Source organism: Actinacidiphila oryziradicis, assembly GCF_005047355.1.
Classification (GTDB): domain Bacteria; phylum Actinomycetota; class Actinomycetes; order Streptomycetales; family Streptomycetaceae; genus Actinacidiphila; species Actinacidiphila oryziradicis.
In genome coordinates this window covers 1-19320 of record NZ_SUMC01000125.1, presented here as the reverse complement: position 1 = coordinate 19320, position 19320 = coordinate 1, and the positions used below count along the sequence as shown (strand labels likewise).

At 68.8% G+C, this 19320-nt stretch carries 17 protein-coding genes and 5 pseudogenes; 10 read left to right on the top strand and 12 right to left on the bottom strand.

What is annotated here, in order from left to right; translation table 11 throughout:
- Positions 1 to 130: 130 nt before the first annotated feature.
- Positions 131 to 1628 (top strand): annotated as a pseudogene (locus FCI23_RS48015) (amidohydrolase family protein).
- Positions 1629 to 1882: 254 nt separating this feature from the next.
- Here the strand turns inward: FCI23_RS48015 and FCI23_RS48010 are convergent.
- From FCI23_RS48010 to FCI23_RS62765, 3 genes and pseudogenes are all read right to left on the bottom strand, one after another.
- Positions 1883 to 2104: pseudogene (locus tag FCI23_RS48010) on the bottom strand (ATP-grasp ribosomal peptide maturase); the annotation flags it as partial.
- A gap of 7 nt (positions 2105 to 2111) precedes the next feature.
- Positions 2112 to 2717: pseudogene (locus FCI23_RS48005) on the bottom strand (helix-turn-helix transcriptional regulator); the annotation flags it as partial.
- A gap of 160 nt (positions 2718 to 2877) precedes the next feature.
- The gene (locus FCI23_RS62765; protein WP_265737835.1) at positions 2878 to 3012 is read right to left on the bottom strand and encodes a hypothetical protein; all 135 of its coding nucleotides are present in this window, start codon (positions 3010 to 3012) and stop codon (positions 2878 to 2880) included.
- Positions 3013 to 3147: 135 nt separating this feature from the next.
- On the opposite strand from FCI23_RS62765, the gene FCI23_RS58860 reads away from it, so the two are divergent.
- The gene (locus FCI23_RS58860; protein ID WP_211265799.1) at positions 3148 to 3597 is read left to right on the top strand and encodes a hypothetical protein; all 450 of its coding nucleotides are present in this window, start codon (positions 3148 to 3150) and stop codon (positions 3595 to 3597) included.
- Positions 3598 to 3985: 388 nt separating this feature from the next.
- On the opposite strand, the pseudogene FCI23_RS61440 reads toward FCI23_RS58860, so the two are convergent.
- Together FCI23_RS61440 and FCI23_RS47990 are read right to left on the bottom strand one after the other, a co-directional pair.
- A pseudogene (locus tag FCI23_RS61440) lies at positions 3986 to 4174 on the bottom strand (isocitrate lyase/phosphoenolpyruvate mutase family protein); the annotation flags it as partial.
- On the bottom strand, positions 4174 to 4632 hold the full coding sequence (locus tag FCI23_RS47990; RefSeq protein ID WP_136730312.1) for a carboxymuconolactone decarboxylase family protein: 459 nt from the start codon (positions 4630 to 4632) through the stop codon (positions 4174 to 4176). The pseudogene FCI23_RS61440 and the gene FCI23_RS47990, both read right to left, overlap by 1 nt.
- Before the next feature lie 47 nt (positions 4633 to 4679).
- On the opposite strand from FCI23_RS47990, the gene pdxR reads away from it, so the two are divergent.
- The 3 genes from pdxR (at position 4680) to FCI23_RS47975 (ending at position 8291) form a co-directional block, all read left to right on the top strand.
- A complete protein-coding gene (gene pdxR, locus FCI23_RS47985; RefSeq protein ID WP_136730311.1) occupies positions 4680 to 6101 on the top strand; it encodes a MocR-like pyridoxine biosynthesis transcription factor PdxR in 1422 nt (473 codons plus the stop codon).
- A 265-nt stretch (positions 6102 to 6366) separates the two neighbouring features.
- Positions 6367 to 7374 carry a zinc-binding alcohol dehydrogenase family protein gene (locus tag FCI23_RS47980; RefSeq protein WP_211265798.1) on the top strand — a complete coding sequence of 336 codons (1008 nt, stop codon included), beginning with the start codon at positions 6367 to 6369 and terminating at the stop codon, positions 7372 to 7374.
- A gap of 332 nt (positions 7375 to 7706) precedes the next feature.
- Complete coding sequence (locus FCI23_RS47975; protein WP_136730309.1) at positions 7707 to 8291, top strand: hypothetical protein; 585 nt, start codon at positions 7707 to 7709, stop codon at positions 8289 to 8291.
- A 204-nt stretch (positions 8292 to 8495) separates the two neighbouring features.
- On the opposite strand, the gene FCI23_RS63395 is transcribed toward FCI23_RS47975, so the two are convergent.
- The 3 genes from FCI23_RS63395 to FCI23_RS47960 form a co-directional block, all read right to left on the bottom strand.
- On the bottom strand, positions 8496 to 8714 hold the full coding sequence (locus FCI23_RS63395; RefSeq protein WP_136730308.1) for an aldo/keto reductase: 219 nt from the start codon (positions 8712 to 8714) through the stop codon (positions 8496 to 8498).
- A gap of 115 nt (positions 8715 to 8829) precedes the next feature.
- A complete protein-coding gene (locus FCI23_RS47965; protein ID WP_136730307.1) occupies positions 8830 to 9513 on the bottom strand; it encodes a response regulator in 684 nt (227 codons plus the stop codon).
- Positions 9510 to 10742 (bottom strand): sensor histidine kinase, encoded by a 1233-nt coding sequence (locus FCI23_RS47960; RefSeq protein ID WP_136730306.1) that lies wholly within the window; start codon positions 10740 to 10742, stop codon positions 9510 to 9512. The genes FCI23_RS47965 and FCI23_RS47960 overlap by 4 nt, the downstream gene beginning before the upstream one ends.
- A 203-nt stretch (positions 10743 to 10945) precedes the next feature.
- Here FCI23_RS47960 and FCI23_RS47955 point away from each other — a divergent pair, with 203 nt between their 5' ends.
- The gene (locus tag FCI23_RS47955; protein WP_136730305.1) at positions 10946 to 11641 is read left to right on the top strand and encodes an ABC transporter ATP-binding protein; all 696 of its coding nucleotides are present in this window, start codon (positions 10946 to 10948) and stop codon (positions 11639 to 11641) included.
- Positions 11638 to 14022, top strand: coding sequence for an ABC transporter permease (locus FCI23_RS47950; protein WP_136730304.1), 2385 nt, complete (start codon positions 11638 to 11640; stop codon positions 14020 to 14022). Before FCI23_RS47955 ends, FCI23_RS47950 begins: the two co-directional genes overlap by 4 nt.
- A 457-nt stretch (positions 14023 to 14479) precedes the next feature.
- Here the strand turns inward: FCI23_RS47950 and FCI23_RS47945 are convergent, their stop codons facing one another.
- Both FCI23_RS47945 and FCI23_RS47940 read right to left on the bottom strand, forming a co-directional pair.
- Positions 14480 to 15007 carry a LysE family translocator gene (locus tag FCI23_RS47945; protein ID WP_211265797.1) on the bottom strand — a complete coding sequence of 176 codons (528 nt, stop codon included), beginning with the start codon at positions 15005 to 15007 and terminating at the stop codon, positions 14480 to 14482.
- Positions 15007 to 15165 (bottom strand): annotated as a pseudogene (locus FCI23_RS47940) (metallophosphoesterase); the annotation flags it as partial. The pseudogene FCI23_RS47940 and the gene FCI23_RS47945, both read right to left, overlap by 1 nt.
- Positions 15166 to 15297: 132 nt before the next feature.
- Here FCI23_RS47940 and FCI23_RS47935 point away from each other — a divergent pair.
- On the top strand, positions 15298 to 15924 hold the full coding sequence (locus tag FCI23_RS47935) for a CGNR zinc finger domain-containing protein (RefSeq protein WP_136730316.1): 627 nt from the start codon (positions 15298 to 15300) through the stop codon (positions 15922 to 15924).
- Between the two features lie 84 nt (positions 15925 to 16008).
- On the opposite strand, the gene FCI23_RS47930 is transcribed toward FCI23_RS47935, so the two are convergent.
- Positions 16009 to 16659 (bottom strand): DUF5131 family protein, encoded by a 651-nt coding sequence (locus tag FCI23_RS47930; RefSeq protein WP_136730303.1) that lies wholly within the window; start codon positions 16657 to 16659, stop codon positions 16009 to 16011.
- Between the two features lie 299 nt (positions 16660 to 16958).
- Positions 16959 to 17183: a hypothetical protein gene (locus FCI23_RS47925; protein WP_136730302.1), complete on the bottom strand. Its 225-nt coding sequence runs from the start codon at positions 17181 to 17183 to the stop codon at positions 16959 to 16961.
- 128 nt (positions 17184 to 17311) lie between these two features.
- Here FCI23_RS47925 and FCI23_RS57525 point away from each other — a divergent pair, with 128 nt between their 5' ends.
- Both FCI23_RS57525 and FCI23_RS47915 read left to right on the top strand, forming a co-directional pair.
- Complete coding sequence (locus FCI23_RS57525; RefSeq protein ID WP_169317317.1) at positions 17312 to 18490, top strand: NACHT domain-containing protein; 1179 nt, start codon at positions 17312 to 17314, stop codon at positions 18488 to 18490.
- Positions 18487 to 19035, top strand: coding sequence for a GNAT family N-acetyltransferase (locus tag FCI23_RS47915; protein ID WP_136730301.1), 549 nt, complete (start codon positions 18487 to 18489; stop codon positions 19033 to 19035). Before FCI23_RS57525 ends, FCI23_RS47915 begins: the two co-directional genes overlap by 4 nt.
- Positions 19036 to 19320 lie beyond the last annotated feature (285 nt).

The following is a 19320-nucleotide window of genomic DNA, read 5'->3' as shown; positions in this document are numbered from 1 at the left end:
GAGCTTGATGAGATCGCTGCGCGACTGAATGGACGCCCTCGGCAAACGCTGGGATGGCGGACTCCGGCAGAAAAATTGCAGGAATTCATCGCGTCAGCTTGATGCGCTCACCACTTGAGACCGCCGAGTCATGGTGCCTGAGATAACCGAACCCGCACGGGAGGCCAGCAAGCAGCCTTGTCCGTCGAGGGTTCTGTTGAAGGGCGGACTCGTCGCCGACACGCAGGCGCGCATGCTCGTGCGTGCCGACGTGCTCGTCGAAGATGAACGCATCGCACAGGTCGTCCCGGAAGGTGTCAGCGTCCCCGAGGCCGAGCGCGTGCTCGATGTCCGCGACTGCCTCCTGTTGCCAGGCTTCGTCAACGCACACACACATTCCTACGCCACGCTGTCCCGGCATGTCGGCAGCGGGTTGCCGCTGGAGGCCTGGATGGTCCACACCTGGGCCAACACCATGGGCCGCACCGCGCAGGAGACGAAGCTCAGCGCGCTGCTGGCAGCGCTGGAGGCGGTGAAGACCGGCACCACCGCGCTGCTCGACCACCTCGGCGGCGCTCGAAGCCTATGACGAACTGGGCATCCGAGCATCGGTCGCTCCGATGATCTCCGACCTGGCGTTGCCCGACACCGTCGGCGTCCCCACCGGACAGTGGCCCGCCGCGTCCCACGCCAATTCGCCGGCCTTCCTTCCGGCGAACGCCAACGATCTGCTCGCGGGGACCGAGGAACTGCACCGCACCTGGCATGGGCGCAACGGCAGGATTTCGGTCTTCCTGGGCCCATCGGCCCCTCAGCGGTGCTCCACCGGTCTGCTCGAGCGCTGCGCCGAACTCGCCGAAAAGCTGGATGTGGGCGTGCACACCCACTTGCTCGAGACTCGTGCTCAGGCCGCGGTCCCGCCACCGCCCGGCGCTCGGTCGTGGGTCGGCCACCTCAGGTCGGTGGGTCTGCTCTCGCCTCGGCTCAGCGTCGCGCACGGTGTGTGGCTGGACGGGGAGGACATGGCCGATCTCGCCGAGTCAGGCGTGACGATCGTCCACAACCCCCAAAGCAACCTCCAGCTCGGCAGCGGCATCGCCGAACTCGGGCAATGGCGCAGTCGCAACGTTCCTGTCGCGCTCGGCACCGACGGCGTCAACTGCGGTGGCTCCATGGACATGCTCAGCTCGATGCGCCTGGCCGCGATCCTGCACCGTCCCGGACAGCCCGACCCCGCGAGGTGGGAGTCAGCCTGGTCCGTGTTGGAGCTTGCCACCCGCGCCGGCGCCCACGCGTTGGCGCTGGCCGATGCCGGCACGCTACGCACTGGCATGAAGGCGGACTTGAGCGTCTTTGACATAAGGACAAGCACCTTCGCCACCCACGAGGATCCACTGGCCTCGCTGGTGTTCAGCAGCTATGACCACCGCGCACGCTGGGTCATGGTCGGTGGCCGCCTCGTCGTCGACGACGGGGTCGTAACGACCGTCGATGAGCACGCGATCGTCGCCGAGGCAGCCGAGGTGCACCAGCATCTGCTACGTCGCAACGACAAGTACGCCGAGGTGGCGCGTGCCCAGCAGGCCTTTCTCACCCGCGTGTCCGCAGAAGCCACACCACCACGCGAGATCATGCCCTTCAGGCGGTAGCCGGAACGTGGCGAGCGTGGAAACAACTCTCCTTCCCCAGCCGCGAACTCGGCCATTGGCGTTGGGCCCGCGAGCGCCTCAAGGAGCCCCTCGTGCGCATGCTGAGGCGGCGCACCCTGCCGCTCCCGCCGGGATCCACCCTTGCACAGGAACGGCTATGGTTCCTCGCACAGCTCATCACGCGCGGCAACCGCAATCGGCGCGTTGAGATCCTGTTGGCTGTCCGACGACTTCGCCAGCATGAACGCCTTCTTCGTTTGCCCGGCGTAGTCGGTGCGCCAGTCCAGCAGGTCCGAGTCGATGCGGACGCAGAACACCTGGTCGCCGATGACGGTGACGCGGACGTCGCTGGTCTTGTCGATCCGCTGCTGGAAAAGGTGGGCGGTGCCGGCCACGGCGTCATCGATTTCGTCTGCGGTGACCTCTCGTACTTCGACCGTGCACGAGACGCCGTCGATCCGGTACAGCGGGGTGGCGCGTCGCTCAGTGGCTTGAGGGTGGCGTCGTGAGCTTGGTGGGTCCGTCGGTCGCGGCGTTGGCGTAGCGGCGGGCGAGGTGCGCGAAGGCGTGTTTGAGCTCGGCGGGGCCGACGACCTTGATGTCGGCGTCGAACCTGCCGATGGTGGCGGCCAGGCCGGGCCATGGCCACGAGCCCAGGACGAGCCGGCAGCGGTTCGGGCCGAGTTCCTCGACGACTCCGTCGCGGGTGTGGCGGGACACGGCGGCGGCGGGCAGGTCGAGGATCACCTCGCCGCGGCAGGGCCAGTCGCCGGAGCCGTCGGAGCCCCGGAACCGGCCGGCCACGAAGGCGGCCACCTCACCACCGGGCAGTTCGCGCGGGGTGAAGCGGGGCCCTGTAGGGGTGCGCGGGGTGATCCGATCGGCACGGAAGGTGCGCCAGTCCTCGCGGTCGAGGTCCCAGGCGACGAGATACCAGCGCCCGCCCCAGGTGATGAGGTGGCGGGGCTGCACCCGGCGCGGTGGAGTTGCGGCGGAGTCGTCGTCGCCGGCTCCCGGTGGGGATGCGGGGGTGTAGTCGAAGCGCAGCACTTCGCGGGCGTGGACGGCGGCGCTGAGCGTCATGAGCACGCTGCTGCCGGTGGCGAACCTGCGTACGGGCCTACGCCGAATGCACGAAGAACGTGCACGTCGATTTGGTCGTGATGGCCTGCTCACAACCGGTTGACGCAACGAAGCGCGCGACCATGGTCCGGCTGTGTACCGAACGTAGCCTCCCGGCGCCGCACATCTATGGCTGCGACTGGTTCGTCGTCCGCAGGGTGCGGCCGTCACGGCGGCAACTGAAGAAGCTGACCGACTTCGAGAAGAAGACCGGCTGGCGGTACTCGGTCGCTGCCACGAACATCAGGCACACGTGGGGCATCGCCGGTTCCCACCAGATCCAGTTCCTCGACGCTTTGCACCGCGACCATGCCGAAGTCGAGGACCGGGTGCGCACGAACAAGGCGATGGCCTGCACAATCTGCCCTCACAGTCCTGGCAGATCAACGCGGCGTGGATGCTCGCCGCGAACCCGCTGTTTACGGACGACCTCTGGACCGAGGAGCGCTATGCGCACTGCATGGCCCGCCCTGACGTGGTGATCGGCCCCGAAGGCCCCCGCTTCCTTGAATTCAACGTGAGCGGCGCCATCGGCGGCCCGGTGGAACTCCACTGTCTCCAGCAGGCATGGCAAACGCTGTACCAGCAGCACTCCCCGGCCCCGTTCACCTTCCACGATCCCTTCGCCGCGCGCGCCAGCCTCTTTGCCGACGTCTGCGAGGAACTGGCGCTCCCCCGTAGATTGGCCTGGGTGGGCAGCGTCCGTGACCTGAAACACACCAACTCCACCCGCCACTTCGACCTGGAGACCGACTATCTGAAAAGTAGGGGCTTCACCGCCCGCCACTTCGAACCAGAGGACTTGGAGGAGACGTGGAATGCCCCCAGCACCAGCGCTACCCGTTAGGACTGCGCCACTTCACCATCCCCGAATGGGAAGAGCTGGGGATCGATACCGCCCCCGTCCGCCGGGCCCTGAAAAACGGCTGCCGACTGCTGTCCCCTCAGACGTCGGCCTTCCTCGCCAACAAACAGACCTTGGGACTGGTGTCGGAGGGCCGCCCCTGGATGACCAATGCCGAACGCTCGCTCATCGAGCAATACCTGCCGTGGACCCGCATCATGACCGACCGACGCACCACCTACGCCGGAAAGACCGTGGACCTCCTACCCCATGTGTTGCGTCAGCAAGAGCGGATGGTCCTCAAGCAAGGCACCGGCATGCAGGGCCTGCAGGTCGTCCTGGGCCGGGACACCCCTCCCGCGGGGAAGGCCCTGAGTGTTTTTGGCCGCGCTGTGCCCTGCTTGTGCCCCTTAGCTTGGCTGGCGACGCCGGCGCTCGGGGTGGCGAGGGCCGCGAAGCCCGCGTCCGTGAAGACGCGGGCACTCGCGGCATCCCAGGGACCCGACGGGATCAGCGGGTCTCCGGGGGTGCGTCCGTGGTGCAGGGCGCGGAAGGCCTTCGCGCCCGTGGCGCCGGTCATTACCACTGGCCGGGCTTGTAGTGGCCGCCCGGAGTGCGGACGGTCACGTTGAGCCGGTTCCACACATTGATCGCCGCGATCAGGGAGATCAGCTGGGCGAGCTCCTTCTCCTCGAAGTGCTCCGCGGCCCGGTTGTAGACCTCGTCCGGCACGAAGCCGTCGGTCAGCACGGTCACAGCCTCGGTGAGGGCGAGCGCCGCGCGCTCCTTCTCGCTGAAGAACTCCGGCGCCTCATCGAAGGCCGCCACCAGCTGGATGCGCTCCTCGCTGTCGCCAGCGTGGCGGGCATCCTTGCTGTGCATGTCGATGCAGTACGCGCAGCGGTTGATCTGGGAGGCGCGCAGCAGCACCAGGTGTTTGAGCTTCTCGTCGATGCCCTGGCCGGCGGCCTGGCTGAAGGCCAGGACAGTCTTGTAGACCTCGGGGGCTGCCTTGTAGATGTTCATTCGCTGTGTCATACCTCTGACGTTACGGCCTGGAAAGCCCAGGAGTATGGTCCATTTCCATGGCAGATAGCTGGGCCACTTCTCTCGACCTCCATTTGGACCTGCGGCACGTCGGGCGGGGCATCGCCGCAGCTCTGGCGCGTGCGCTCCGGGATGCCGTACGGACCGGGCGGCTGGCTCCGGGCACCAGGCTGCCCTCTTCCCGCGCCCTGGCCGCGGACCTCGGCATCGCCCGCAACACGGTGGCCGACGCCTACGGCGAGCTGGTCGCCGAGGGCTGGCTCACCGCGCGGCAGGGCTCCGGCACCCGGGTGGCCCAGCGGGCGGCGCCCCGGCGTGGTGGCCGTCCCAACCGACCCACCCTGGCGCCGCGCCATCCGCTCAACCCCGCGGTCACCTACAACCTGATGCCCGGCTCGCCCGACGTCTCCGCCTTCCCCCGGACGGCCTGGGCCACCGCAGTGCGCCGCGCGCTGGCTGTCGCGCCCAGCGAGGCCTTCAGCCACCAGGGCCCGGCCGGTCGGCCCGAGCTGCGCCGGGCGCTGGCCGGTTATCTGGCCCGGGCCCGTGGGGTGCATGCGACACCCGAGCGCATCGTTGTCTGCTCCGGCTTCATCCACGGGCTGATGCTGATGAGCCAGGTGCTGCGGGCGCAGGGCGCCCGGGTGGCCGCCGTCGAGTCGTATGGCCTCCCCGAACACCGCAACCAATTCACCAAGGCCGGCCTGCGCACGGTCCCGCTGCCCATCGACAAGCTGGGCATCGACCCATCCGGCCTTCCGGAGCTCGGCGCGCAGGTGGCGCTGCTCACTCCCGCCCATCAGTTCCCCACGGGCAACCCGCTGCCGGCCGGCCGGCGGGCCGCCGTCATCGACTGGGCGCGCCGGACCGGGGGAGTGGTGCTGGAGGACGACTACGACGGCGAGTTCCGCTATGACCGCCAGCCCATCGGCGCGCTGCAGGGCCTCGATCCCGACCGGGTCGTCTACCTCGGTACGGCGAGCAAGTCTCTGTCCCCCGCGCTGCGCCTCGGATGGATGCTGTTGCCGGAGGGGCTCGTGTGGGAGGTCCAGGAGGCGAAGGGGATAGGCGAGTGGACGAACAGCGCGCTGGACCAGCTGGCGCTCGCGGAGTTCATCGACTCCGGCGGCTACGACAAGCACGTCCGCGCCATGCGCCAGCGCTACCGGCTCCGCCGCGACCGCCTCGTCGCCGCCCTCGCCGAACGCGCCCCGCACGTCAAGGTCACCGGCATCGCCGCCGGCCTGCACGCGCTGCTCGAACTCCCGCCCGGCACCGAACTGTCGGTGGTGCACCAGCGCGCCGCCCGCGAAAGCCTCGCTCTCAGCGACCTCGCCCGGCTCACGTACGCCCCGCCCGCCGAGCCTCGCAGCGCGGTCATCGTCGGCTATGCCACGCCGCCCGACCATCTCTTCCCGGGGGCGCTGGCGGCCCTTTGCCGCGCCTTGGCGCCGGTATAAGATCCACCCAGAAGTGACCCCCACCCGCCGCTGACCTGCGGACTCGCGCCCGTATGCCCGCTGAACTGGTGTTTCACCGTTCGTGACCTTGCATCGCTGCGGGCTGTTTTGGCCTCGGTGTGCCCTGCTTGTGCCCTGGCCGGAGCCCGCGATCGGGGTGTAGAGCGATCCGGGGTTGTTTGGGTGACGCACCCGCTGGACATCGTCACGCGGCCGTGACCTGCCCACCTACAAGATCAATCCGACTTTGCATACCGTGGTGGACATGAACGACACCATGCACGCGGTCGTCTACCGCAAGTCCCTGCCCATCACCGACCCGGCCAGCTTGGAGGACGCCGAGCTTCCGGTGCCCGCTCCCGGACCGCGCGACCTGTTGGTCCGCATCGAGGCGATCTCGGTCAACCCGGTCGACGTCAAGGTGCGCGCCGGCGTGGACCCGGGCGGTAAGCCGAAGATCCTCGGCTGGGACGCCGCCGGCACCGTCGTGGCGGTCGGCAGCGAGGTGACCCTCTTCAACGAGGGCGACGAGGTGTACTACGCCGGATCGATCGACCGGCCTGGCACGTACGCGCAGTACAACCTGGTCGACGAGCGCATTGTCGGCCACAAGCCGCGCAGCCTGTCCTTCGCCGAGGCCGCCGCGGTCCCGCTGACCGCGATCACCGCCTACGAGACGCTGTTCGACCGCTTCCGCCTGACCGGCGAGAGCACCGGCACCCTGCTGGTGCTGGCCGGCGCCGGCGGCGTGGGCTCCATCCTGATCCAGCTGGCCCGCGCCTTGACCGGGCTCACCGTGATCGCCACCGCCTCCCGCCCCGAGTCGCGGCAGTTCGCCCTGGACATGGGCGCGCACCATGTCGTCGACCACCGCGAGCTGGTCGACCAGGTCAAGGCGGTCGTCCCGGAGGGAGTGGAGTACATCTTCACGCCCAACACCGAGGGCCGGATCAACGAGTTCGCCGAGCTGCTGCGCCCCGGCGGCGAGATCACCGCCATCGACGACCCCGGCGTCCTGGACGTGATGCCATTCAAGGCCAAGAGCGTCACCTTCCACTGGGAGTTCATGTTCACCCGGCCGCTGTTCCAGACCGCCGATATGGCCGCCCAGCACGAGCTGCTCGAACGCGTCGCGGCCCTGATCGACGACGGCACCCTGCGCACCACGCTGACCACCACGCTCAGCCCCATCGACGCCGCCACCATGCGTCGCGCCCATGAGTCGGTCGAAACCGGCCGCACCATCGGCAAGACGGTCCTCACCGGTTCCTGACGGCTTCCTGACCGCTCCCGACCCGGGGCGGGGGTCCGGGCGCCCACCCCCCGGCGGCGGACGCACATCCCCGGGTCCGCCGTCGGCTCGCGCTCGCACCCGCGGGACGCGGGCCAGCAGGTTCCAGATCACCAGGTTGCCGCCCCCGGCGTGGACTTATACGCCCGTCCACGACCGGGCTACGGCTGCGGCTCCGGCTCGCACCCGGACAGGAACCGGCGGACGTCGCCGCCGCGGCCGAACGGCTGCGGCACGCATGGGGCCCCGGCGCGGACCAGCGGCAGCCCACTACGAGCGTGGCCGTGTCCGGCCTTCCTGCTATCGTCCGCGCCGTGACTAGCTCTGACAGCATTCTGGACTTGATCCACCAAGACCGTGGCCTCGCCGAACTGCTGTGGTCGGTCTGCGAGTTTGACCTCACGCGCGGAGACCACGGAGAGCCGGTCAGCCTGTCGTCCGGACTTCCGCTGGACGGCGTTGCCGGCGACTTCACCGGCGGGACCTTCTTTCTGTGCGGCGATCGCAGCACGACTCGCCCAGTGCTGTATGCGAGCTCCGAGGGCCAGGCCGGCCTTGTCGGCGGAAGCCTCGCCGAAGCGCTGGAGATCATGGTGGGCCTGCCGTGCTGGTGGGACTGCCTGAAGTTCTCCGGCGGCGGAGATCTGGCCGCGATGCAGACCGCGGCCGAACACCTGGAGCGAGACCTGGCGAAGGACCGTCCAGGAATCGGCGCGCAGCGGATCCAAGTCGCGACGGCACTGTCGCTCGAACTGGCACCGATTCCGGTGTTGCTGACCCGACTGCGCGATGCGGTGGCCAGCACCGAACCAGATCATGTACTGACGGTCGAAACCGGCGAAAAGTACGAGTCCCTGTTCGGAACGTTCCTGCCGAGCCGAAATCCCGGCTGGCGTTGAGTCGGCACCGTTCCTCCCAACAAGGCCGACAGGCGCTGCGGAAGCCTGCGGGGGGCATCGATAGGGTCAGGCCGGTGACAGGGAGCCGAGGCCGCTGGCCAAAGATCGACCCGAGGAGGCGGCCACCGACTGGTCACCATTTTCCGTCCGATCGTCCTGAACGGACTGGATCTCGTGGAGGCAGGCATAGTTGGCTGCCCACTATCAGGCGAGCTTGTCCAGTTGGATGACGTCGTCATCCGTCAGGCGCAGGCCGGACGCGGCAACGTTCTCCTCCAAGTGTGCGACGGATTTGGTGCCGGGGATGGCCAAAATGACCGGGGATCGGGCGAGGAGCCAGGCTAGGACCGTCTGCGCTCGGGTCGCACCGTGCCGGGCAGCCACCTCGTCGAGCGTGCGCTCTTGGTCATCGCTGGGCGCCATCCCGGGCGGGACCTGGGACTTGTCCAGGCCTCGGCGGCGACCCGCTCAGGGTTTGCGCCGTCCTTGATCCCCTGGGCGGCCCCAGCTCGGATGGTCGCGTTCAGCTTCCCCGCGGTCAAGAGGACCGCAGAGTGCTTCCGCCGGCGTTGACCAGTCCAGTCTCATAGGCGACGACGACCGCTTGGGCGCGGTCGCGAAGTCTGAGCTTGGCGAGGATGTGTGCGACGTGGGTCTTAACGGTCGCTTCGGACAGGTGGAGCCGGCCGGCGAGTTCGGCGTTGCTCAGTCCCCGGGCGAGCAGGCCCATGACTTCGAGTTCGCGCGGGGTCAGCGCGGCCAGATCACGGTGGATCGCCATGGCGGCGGAGTCGCGGTGGGCAAACCGTTCGACGAGGCGGCGGGTGATGGCCGGGGCCAGCAGCGCGTCGCCGACGCGCACCATGCGGACAGCGGCGGTGAGATGTTCGGGGCTGACGTCCTTGAGGAGGAAGCCGCTGGCCCCGGCGGACAGTGCGGCGTAGACGTACTGGTCGAGATCGAAGGTGGTCAGCATGATCACGCGTGGACCGTCCGCGTCGCCGGCGACGATGCGCCGGGTGGCCTCCAGGCCGTCCATTTCCGGCATGCGGATGTCCATCAGCACCACATCGGGCCGGGTGCGACGTACCGCGTCGACAGCCTCGGCGCCATCGTTCGCTTCGGCGACCACCTCGATGCCCTCGGACGCAAGGATCATGCGGAAGCCGGTGCGCACCAGCGCCTGATCGTCAGCGACCACTACACGCAGCGGCTCGGTCACGGTGCCTCCAGGGGTATCAGTGCTTCGACGCGGTATCCGCCGCGAGGGCGCGGTCCGGTGTGGAGGGTCCCGCCGTAGACGACGAGGCGCTCGCGCAGGCCGATCAGTCCGCGTCCGTTACCGGAAGAGGCGGAGGCGCTCGGGCGGCCGCCGGTGTCGGTGACCTCCACGCGCAGCTGGTCGACGGCGAATTCGACGGTCACCTCCGCGGTCGCGCCGCTCGCGTGCTTGACCGTGTTGGTCAGCGCCTCCTGCACCACCCGGTAGGCGGCGAGTTCGACGCCGGGCGGCACGGGGCGCTGCTGCCCGGCCACGGTCAGCTCCACCGGCATTCCGGCCTGCCGTACTCCTGCGACCAGGGCCTCCAGCCGGTTCAGGCCCGGCTGGGGTGTGAGGTCTGCCGTTGCTGCCGCGTCGGGGCCGTCGGAGTCCATCGTGAGCAGCCCCATGACATGGCGCAGCTCGGTCATCGCCGCCCGACCGCTGGTCTCGACTGCGAGGAGTGCTTCGCGCGCCTGGTCGGGGGCGGCATCCATGATCTTGCGGGCGGCGCCGGCCTGGATGACCATCACACCGACATTGTGTGTCACCACGTCGTGCAGTTCGCGGGCGATGCGGGCGCGTTCGTGCTCGACCGCGCGGTTCAGCGCCTCGACTTGCTCGCGTTCCAGGATGGACAACCTTGCGCGTCCCTCGTCGACCCGGTGTCTCCACATGCGGATCTCGTAGGCTGCCGCGAAAACCGGGATCAGGACAAGGATCGCGACGGCACCGTTCGGGAAGTGCGGCAGCTTCGCGTTGGTGAACAGGACCGCCAGAACTGCGGCCGCCACCGGCAGGCTCACAAGTGTCGGCACCCGGTGAACGCCGTAGGCCGCGGCGCTGTAGGCGGCGACGATGCAGACGACGCCCGCGCAGAAAGCAATGTCCGGAGAGTCATGCCTGATCAACGGAGTCACGGCCATCACGGTCCACAACACCGCCAGCGGAAACAGCCGACGTACTGCCAGGAGCGCCGGCGCGAGCGGCACCAAAAGCACCGAGCCGATCCAGTCGGCTGTCCCGGCCACATTCATGATCGTGACGTAGCGGACGCTGATGAGTGTGAGGATCAGCGCCAACGCTGCGTCGAACGCCCGGCTGCGTCCGGCCAGGCGCGGCAGGTGCCCAGTCGACGCGCCATCTTGCCGGTCAGTGCTCACAAGCCGGTCCGCTATCGACACGTTCATCACCGGATGATTGTTGCTGACAGCCCGGCCCGGTACATCCCCTTGGGGGATCAACCCGGTAGACCCCTCGACTACATCGCAGGGATGACACCGAGCGTCCTCATCCCGGTGCGGTACCGGAAACACCTCCTGCGGGCGACGTGCCCGCCCGGCCCACACACCTACCTTCGCATCGGCCAGTTGGACGATCGAGGGAGACGATGATGACGACCACGCCTGTGATCGAGTTGAGCGGTGTCAGCCGCCGATATGACGAGGAGCCGGCGGCGCTGGACGACGTGTCGCTGACCGTGTGCGCCGGGGAGTCGGTGGCGATCCTCGGGCCGTCCGGCAGCGGCAAGTCCACCATGCTCAACCTCATCGCAGGCCTGGACCGGCCGAGCGCAGGGACCGTCACGGTAGACGGCGTGCGCGTGGACAAACTCGGCGAGGCCGGCTCGGCGCGCTACCGGCGGGCCAAGATCGGTATGGTTTTCCAGTTCTTCAACCTGCTCGACGACCTGACGGTGGCCGACAACGTGCTGCTCCCAGCGCAGATGGCCGGGATGGCCCGCGGCGAGGCGCGGCGACGGGCCGCGGAGCTTCTGGGCACACTCGGCATCGGCCGGCACGCCCGGGCCTACCCGGGGCGTCTGTCCGGTGGCGAGCGCCAGCGGGTTGCGGTGGCCAGGGCTTTGATGAACCGTCCGGCGCTGCTGCTGGCCGACGAGCCGACCGGGGCGCTGGACTCCGCCTCCGGCGAGGACGTCAAGGCCCTGCTCAACGACCTGCACGCCGATGGTCAGACGATTGTGACGGTGACCCACGACCTGACGCTGGCAGAGGCCTGCGCGACTCGCACAGTCAAGATTGTCGATGGCCGGATCGCCGCCGACACCCGGACGGGGGCGACCCGATGAGCGGCCTGGGTAAGGTCGTCTGGTCAGGTGTTCGGCGCCGGAAGGTCCAGACACTCGTGACCGGGCTGGCCGCGATGATGGCGGTGACCTCGTCCGTGCTCGGCGGGTCGCTGCTGGTGGCCTCCAACGGGCCCTTCGACCAGGCTTTCGCCCGGCAGCACGGCGCGCACCTCACCGCCCAGTTCGACGCCGGCAGGACCACGGCTGCGCAGCTTTCGGCTTCCGCGCACGCCGTCGGTGTCACTGCGGCCTCCGGACCGTTCCAGACTGCGACGGTCAACCCGTACGGCGGGTCCGGCCTCGACGTTCCCGCCGGTATGAGCCTGCCGCCGATGACGGTGGTCGGTCGCGCCGATCCCGGCGGCCCCGTCGACGATGTCACGCTGCTCCACGGAAGATGGGTGTCCGGCCCCGGCCAGGTCGTGCTGTCCAGCAGCTACGACAGCCCGGTCAAGCAGGTGGGCATGACCTTGCGGTTCTCTGATCTTCCCGGCGATCCGACGCTGACCGTGGTCGGCTTCGCCCAGTCGGTCAGCCAGAGCGCCGACGCCTGGGTAGCGCCGTCCGAGACCGCCACGCTCACGACGCCCGGCGCTCCCGGCGGCTACCAGATGCTCTACCGCTTCGCCGCGGCGGGCACCACCGCGCAGGTCGCGGCCGACCGGGCCGCGGTGGCGGCCGTGACTCCTGCGGGGGCCTTGGCCGGCGTGCAGTCCTGGCTCAACACCAAGCAGGGCACCGACCGGAACACCGCGCTGTTCGTGCCCTTTCTCATCGCCTTCGGCCTGCTCGGCGTGCTGATGTCGGTGCTCATCGTCGGCAACGTCGTCGCCGGCGCGGTCGGCACGGGGACGCGGCGGATCGGCATCCTCAAGGCCCTCGGTTCCACTCCGGCCCAGGTGGTGCGTTCGTACATGGGGCAGGCCCTGATCCCGGCAGCAGTCGGCACCGCCATCGGCGCCGTCGCGGGCAACGCCCTGGCCATCCCGGTGCTGTCCACGACCGCACAGGTCTACGGCACGACGACTGCGGGCGTGGCGCCATGGGTCGATGCCGCGGTGATCGCGGGCGCGCTGGGCATGGTGACCGTCACCGCGTGGGCGGCCGCACTGCGGGCCGGACGGCTGCGCACCGTCGACGCGCTCGCCGTCGGGCGGACCTCGCGTGCCGGGCGCGGCCGGCACGCTGCCCGGCTGACGGCGCGGCTCCCGCTGCCGCGGCCGGTCAGCCTCGGGCTGGCCCAGCCCTTCGCCCGGCCCGCCCGCGCGGCCGGCATGGTCGCGGCGATCGTCTTCGGCGCCGCTGCCACCACCTTCGCCGTCGGCATGGCCTCATCACTGAACTGGGTACAGGCGGCCAAGAACCACGACACCGCCGACGTCGTCATCCAGGCCTTCGGCGCTCCGCCCGGGCCCGGGCAACCGGGGCCGAAACCGTCGGCCGGCCCGCCTCCCACGATCGATCCGGCCGCCATCACCACGGCTGTCAACGCCCAAGCCGGAACCCAGCAGTACTACGGCACCGCCACCACGGACGTGACCGTGGCGGGGGTGTCCGGAGCCACTACCGTCTTCGCCTTCACCGGCGACTCCTCCTGGGCCGGCTTCAAGGTGGTCTCGGGAAGCTGGTTCCACGGCCCTGGCGAGGCCGTTGTGCCGTCCACGTTCATGACCGCCACCGCCACCCGAATCGGGGACACCGTCACGCTGGACGACCACGGCAAGGCGATCTCTGTCCGGATCGTCGGCGAGGTCTTCGACCCCCACACCCAGACCAACGAGATCCTCACCAACGCCGCAACGCTCACCGCAGCCGAGCCTGACCTGCGCCCCGCCGATTACTCCATCAAGGTCAAGCCCGGCACGCGCGTGTCCAGCTACGTCGACACCCTCAACACCTCACTGAAGCCGCTGGGCATCTCCGCCGGGACCGGCCAGGATCACGGCGCGAGCGACGTGATCCTCGCCCTCGACACGCTGACCGCCATCCTCACACTGATGCTGGTCGCCGTCGCAGGCCTGGGCGTCCTCAACACCGTCGTCCTCCAAACCCGCGAGCGGGTCCGCGAGATCGGCGTCGCCAAGGCACTGGGCATGACACCCCGCCAGACCGTCTGCATGGTCCTCGCGTCGGTCGCGGTCATCGGACTGATCGGCGGCGCCATCGGCCTGCCGGCCGGTTTTGCCCTGCACGCGGTGACCGTGCCCGCCATGGGCCACAGCGCCGGGCTCAACTTCCCCCCCGCAGCCATCAACGTCTACCCCGCGTCAGAACTCGTCCTGCTCGGCCTCGGCGGCCTACTCATCGCCTTCCTCGGCGCGCTCATGCCTGCCGGCTGGGCCGCTCGCGCCAGCACCGTCACGGCGCTACGCACCGAGTAAGGCAAGCAGCCATGACAAATCGGGAGCTACCAGCTGTGAACTGGTGGCTCCCGATTTGTCATGGCCTCCTCGACGCCCGCCTCACACTCACCCGCGGCCTTCTCCCCCTCTCGGAACGCCACCCCGCCCCGGTCCATCACCGACCACCCCCGTGGCGGCCCTATGACGGCCCTCAGGGAGTGTCGGAACGGCATGCATCGCCAGTCGGCGCACTGTCAGGTTCAGCTGGTCGCCGAGGTGCTACGCACCTCGGCGGCAGGTGCGAGCAGGCGGGAACACCTCCTAATTCTCTCGCTTCGAAGAACAGCGGAGACATGACGATCAGACAGCCGCCACTGCCTCCACGGGGAACTGGTCCCAGGTTGTCGGTGGCCATCGAAAATTCCAGGTGCATGGCCGCGGGGGGTGCGGCGAAGTCCAATCACTGAGTGTCATTCTTTGCTGCGCTGGTTTGGCGTCAGGTCACGGCGGTGCGCAAGGCTAGCGCGACCAGGACGGTGGCGGTGATCTTGCTGATGACCGTTTTAAAGCGTTGGGACGCGGCGGCCCGTGCAGCCCTACCGAGGATGAGCGTCCAGGTCAGGAGCCAGAGGGCGATGAGAGCGGCGTGGGCGGTGGCGAGGATCATGATTTGCTGGATCGGAGACTGGTGGGGATTGATGAACTGGGGGGCCAGGGTGAGGTATATGGATGCCGCCTTGGGGTTCAGTACATTGCCGAGCAGTGCTTGCGTGTAGGTCGAGCTCCGCGCCCACGGCGCCCGGCCGAGGACTGGGTGCTCGGCCGGGCGGGGTGTGGCGGTGCGCCAGACCGAGATGCCGAGGATCAACAGGTAGGCGGCCCCGGCGAGCCTGACGGCGGCGAACGCCTGGCTTGAGCGCGTGACCAGCGCGGACAGGCCGAACGCCGCCAGCGTCGCATGGACGTACAGGCCGGTTGCGGTGCCGAGGGCGGCCGGCAGGCCCTCGCGCCGGCCGACGGTCACTCGGCGGGGTCTCCGTGGTCGGCGATGTCGCCGGTGACGAGGAGCGCGTCGGGGGGCTGGGGCAATGCTCGGAGGTGGTCCATGACGCGGGTGGCCCGTTCGGCCGCGCGGGCGGTGCCGTCGAGGTGAAGATCGCTGATGTGTGCCAGGAGGACCATGGGTCACCTTTTCTGGGCAGAGAACTCACTGTCTAACGCTGAATGTCGTTCGATGCGTTAGAGACGGTAGGGTATGCATCGCCCCTTGATCAAGCGGGCGTGCAGCATGACAGCGACGATCGGATGGAGCCCATGGACGGCGCGGAGGCGGCAGAGCGGTATCTCGCGCTCGAACTGGCGGGCACCATCCGCCACGACGGAGATGGCGGCGTTGCTGACGACTTGGGCGATCCGCAAGGCTTGACGGCATGGGTGCGCAGCCGCGCCGGGTTGTTCGACGGAGTCGTCGATACGCGGAGCTTCACCGCCGACGAGCAGGCAATGACGACGGTCGTGTCCCTGCGCGAGGCAGTTCGCGCCCTGTTCGCGCGAGCCGTCAGCCCCGCCCCGCCGAGCAGCGCCGACGCCCATCGGCTGATTTCCGTCGATGATGCCGTGGAGCGGATCAATACCGCCGCCCGGCACGTACCGACAAGTCCGCAACTGGCGTGGCCGACCGAAGCTCCGCCGTCCCTGCAGACGGTCGTGCCCCACACACCCCCGGGCCCGCTGGAGGCGCTGAGCGCAGCTCTCGCCCGCTCCGCTATCGACTTCCTCACAGGGCCTCGGTACGAGCAACTCTGCGCCTGCACGGCCCCTCGATGCGTCCGCTACTTCCTCAAGGGACACGCCCGCCAGGAGTTCTGCAAGCCCTCCTGCAGCAACCGTGCCCGTGCCGCCCGCCACTACCAGCGTCACCGATCACCAAGCAGTCCCTGAGCCAGCGATCCTGGCCCGCCACCCCGATTGCAGGCAGTGACGAGATGACCGTCGACCTGGAAGCTTCATGGCCGCCGGCCAGCATCACGACGGCCACCCGCCTGGAGATTCCCATGGCCACTCACACAGGTCCTGCCGTCCAGCAGCCGTCCGGCCCGTCCCTTGCCGACTCGGCGCATCTGTACAGCTTCCGCCGGGGCACGGTTCGCCGTTCCCTCCCAGGCCTGCCCCCCGCGTATCGATGACGCTGACCTTGCCGCGATCATGGCCGTGGTCTTCGGGGGCGAAGGCACCCCACTGCTTGAAGAAGTACGGTACGTCGGCAGCCAGGCACTGGTCACGCAGGCCGAGGGCCCACCGCGGGTGCATCGGGCGTGCCCGCGGACCAGACTCACCGCCCGCGATCACCCAGTCCAGTCCGGAGGTTAGCCAGGGACGCAGGTCCAACTCACCCAGCAGTGGCTCGCAGCTGACGAAGCGCACCGCCGCCGTACGGGTGGCAGCCAGCTTGTCGAGTCGGATAGGGGCCCACTTCTGCGTCTCCACCGAGACCCCGAGCCACAGGTTGGGCATACGCTGGCGTTCAATGGCCTTCCTGGCTTCCGGCGAGGGGTCGTACTCGGCGGCTGCTTCTTCAACCTGGGCCCAGAACCCGGGGTCGGCCAGAAGCGAGTGCATCCGGCCAGGCCTCTTGGTCAGCACCTGGTAAGTGTGCTGCTCAGCAACCGCGATCACCGCGAAGACTGTGGGATATCCCGTGGGTTCGTCTTGATTCTCCGCACCTCGCGGTCACCTCGTCGCCCCTGGTCACGAGCTCCCCGGGGTGCCAGGAGCACACAGTGGATCATGAGGGTTATTCGGGATTCCTGACGAAGCCTCATGATCCACTTCCGGGATCGCAGGCAAGGGGCACAAACTGCCTGGCCAGAGCCGCCGAGGCGTCCTGAAGGTCCGCCGGAACCCACGGGATATCTCACAATAGGCAGGCGCCGGGCGGGGCTCTCGCTGTCCCCGCCCGCGCTGCTCTCCAGGCTTCAGCCTCGGGGCTTCTTGGCCGGCTCAAATCGCCACTTGCGGTGTGCCGCCAGCAGGCTCTCGCGCTGGTCGGGCTCGGCATCGCGCAGCACCATGCACAGGGTGATCAGGTCGCGGACGTCGCGAACCATTCCCACCGGCTTCGACGGGGCCTTGCGCCGCCACAGCGCAAGCACCCCCACCAGCACAACGGGGCCGCTGGCCGCCACCAGTTCGATGGTCATCTCCGGTTCCTCCATAACGATCGTGCCGATTCAGACGGGACCGGCCGGCCGGTCGAGTACAGAATTGGCGCACGAGGCGTTCACCGGGTTCACGCGAACAAGGATGAACAACAAGGTCAGGGGGCAGGGTGGCCGAGTTGGGGCCGGCAGGGCCCGACGGCGCCAACAGGGACCTGAAGGATCGGCTGAAGGCCGCTCTGGCCCGTCAGGGGCTGAGCCAAGCCGACATCGTCAGGCAGACACAGCTCAACGGCGAGTCGGTCAGCAAGGCGGCGGTCAGCAACGCGCTCAACCCCGAGAAGGGGCCGCTAGTGGCCTTTACTCTCGGGGCGATCCTCAACGCGGCGGGCATCAGCGGCACGGAGAGAGACGAACTGTTCCGTCTGCGCGATCGGGCGGAATCCCATGGCACCACCCAGCTGGAGGCGTACCTGGAAGCTGCCGAGAAGGCGGCACGCCAGCACCCCTATCCAGGCTCCCTGCGCGCCCCGAGCCTACCGGCGCTGGCCGATGTCTACGTGCGCCAGCAGGCTCGCACCCCCGCAGCGGACAACCAAGACAGCCCAAGCCCGGGCAACGCCACGACGAGCGGGAACCTGGCCGGCCCCGCGGTGCCCGCTGCTGAGGTTTTCCGGGCAGACCACGACATTTGCGTGCTCCTGGGCGGACCCGGCGGCGGCAAGTCCACGCTGCTCCGCGCTCACCTGGCCGACTCCGCCGACGGCGGGCTGGGCAGCACGACCGGCAAGACGATCCCTGTCATGGTGAGCGCAGCCGCCCTGACCGGCGAGGACCTGCTGCCCACGGCCCTCGCCAAAACCGTAACCGGCGACCTGCGGCAATTCGGGCTGCTCGACGAACTGGGCACGGACTTCTTTCGCCACCTGCCACGCGCCGGGGTGTCCTGGCTGGTGCTGGTAAACGGCCTCGACGAGATCCCCGACGCCGCTGCCCGCAGCAAGGTTCTGACGGCGTTCGTCAACGCAGCTTCCGCTGGGACGGGGCTCTACCGCTCTTCCCCGGAGGCCAGCCCGGCCGCCCGATCAGTGCCTGGGCCATGGGCGAACGGCTCCGCAAACTCGGCATCCGGCTCGCACAGACCCGCTCGACCGCTCTGTTCCAGCTTGCCACCGAGCTGCCCGCAGCAGTCCTCGCCCGCACCCTCGGCATCGACATCACCGTCGCCGTCAAATGGCAACGAGCCGCCGCCGGAGACTGGGCCGCCTACGCAGCCGAGGTCAGCCGCCGGAACTCGAAAGCCTGACCCATCCCGATGTCAGACCCCGCTGACATGCTGCTTCTCATGACAACGCACGAAAGCATGCCCGACCTCGCCCAGATCACCGACGTCCACGAGGTCACTCCCGAACTCCGACGCCAGCTGATCGACTGCTGGATCGCGGTCACCAACTCGGGCGGCGCCGCAGGATTCCCCTTCCCACCCGTCCAAGACAACGACGTCGCGCCAGTCACGGACAAGCTCCTCGGACGTCTCCACCCGCAACACAGCCGACTCGTCACCGCCAGATTCGACGACGTTCTTGCCGGATGGGTCGTCCTCAACCGCGATCCCTACCGGCTCGTCGGGCACTGGGGCACGGTCAACCACCTTCAGACCCACCCCGAATTCCGCGGACGCGGCGTCGGCTCCGCCCTCATGAGTGAGCTGCGGAAGATAGCCCGCGGCGAACTGGGGCTCGAACAGCTCCATCTCGCTGCCCGGGGAGAAGAGGGGCTGGAGGACTTCTACAGCCGACTCGGATGGCGTGAAGTCGGTCGCTGGCCCGGGGCCCTCCGCCTCGCGCCCGACGACACCAGGGACGAGGTCCTGATGCTCCTCGATCCCCTCTGAGCGCGGGGGTATTGCCGGGTAGGAGCGGCGGGTCACCCCGCCGCTCCCCCCTCAGAACCGTGCGAGCCACTCATCGCGGCACACGGCTCATGCAAGCCCCACGGGGCGATTCAGGAGAGCTGTGCTGTGTACCTCGTGTTGCCTTTCGGCAGCCGGCGTTAGCTTCTTGGGCATCCTGTCCCGCCAGAGAATTAGGCCCCTCTTACGATCGACTTACCGCTACGTTCGCGCACTGCGCCCGTATCGGACTCTAACGGGGTTTCCATGTTCCGCATGTGTGAGGTG

Coding starts and splice junctions, on each gene's coding strand:
- FCI23_RS47990 (WP_136730312.1), bottom strand. CDS start 4,632: ATGACACAGCGAATGAACATCTACAAGGCAGCCCCCGAGGTCTACAAG.
- FCI23_RS62765 (WP_265737835.1), bottom strand. CDS start 3,012: ATGCCCCACGTGTGCCTGATGTTCGTGGCAGCGACCGAGTACCGCCAG.
- FCI23_RS58860 (WP_211265799.1), top strand. CDS start 3,148: ATGCTCGCCGCGAACCCGCTGTTTACGGACGACCTCTGGACCGAGGAG.
- FCI23_RS47915 (WP_136730301.1), top strand. CDS start 18,487: ATGACAACGCACGAAAGCATGCCCGACCTCGCCCAGATCACCGACGTC.
- FCI23_RS47980 (WP_211265798.1), top strand. CDS start 6,367: ATGAACGACACCATGCACGCGGTCGTCTACCGCAAGTCCCTGCCCATC.
- FCI23_RS47935 (WP_136730316.1), top strand. CDS start 15,298: ATGGACGGCGCGGAGGCGGCAGAGCGGTATCTCGCGCTCGAACTGGCG.
- FCI23_RS47960 (WP_136730306.1), bottom strand. CDS start 10,742: ATGAACGTGTCGATAGCGGACCGGCTTGTGAGCACTGACCGGCAAGAT.
- FCI23_RS63395 (WP_136730308.1), bottom strand. CDS start 8,714: ATGGCGCCCAGCGATGACCAAGAGCGCACGCTCGACGAGGTGGCTGCC.
- FCI23_RS47950 (WP_136730304.1), top strand. CDS start 11,638: ATGAGCGGCCTGGGTAAGGTCGTCTGGTCAGGTGTTCGGCGCCGGAAG.
- pdxR (WP_136730311.1), top strand. CDS start 4,680: ATGGCAGATAGCTGGGCCACTTCTCTCGACCTCCATTTGGACCTGCGG.
- FCI23_RS47925 (WP_136730302.1), bottom strand. CDS start 17,183: ATGACCATCGAACTGGTGGCGGCCAGCGGCCCCGTTGTGCTGGTGGGG.
- FCI23_RS47955 (WP_136730305.1), top strand. CDS start 10,946: ATGACGACCACGCCTGTGATCGAGTTGAGCGGTGTCAGCCGCCGATAT.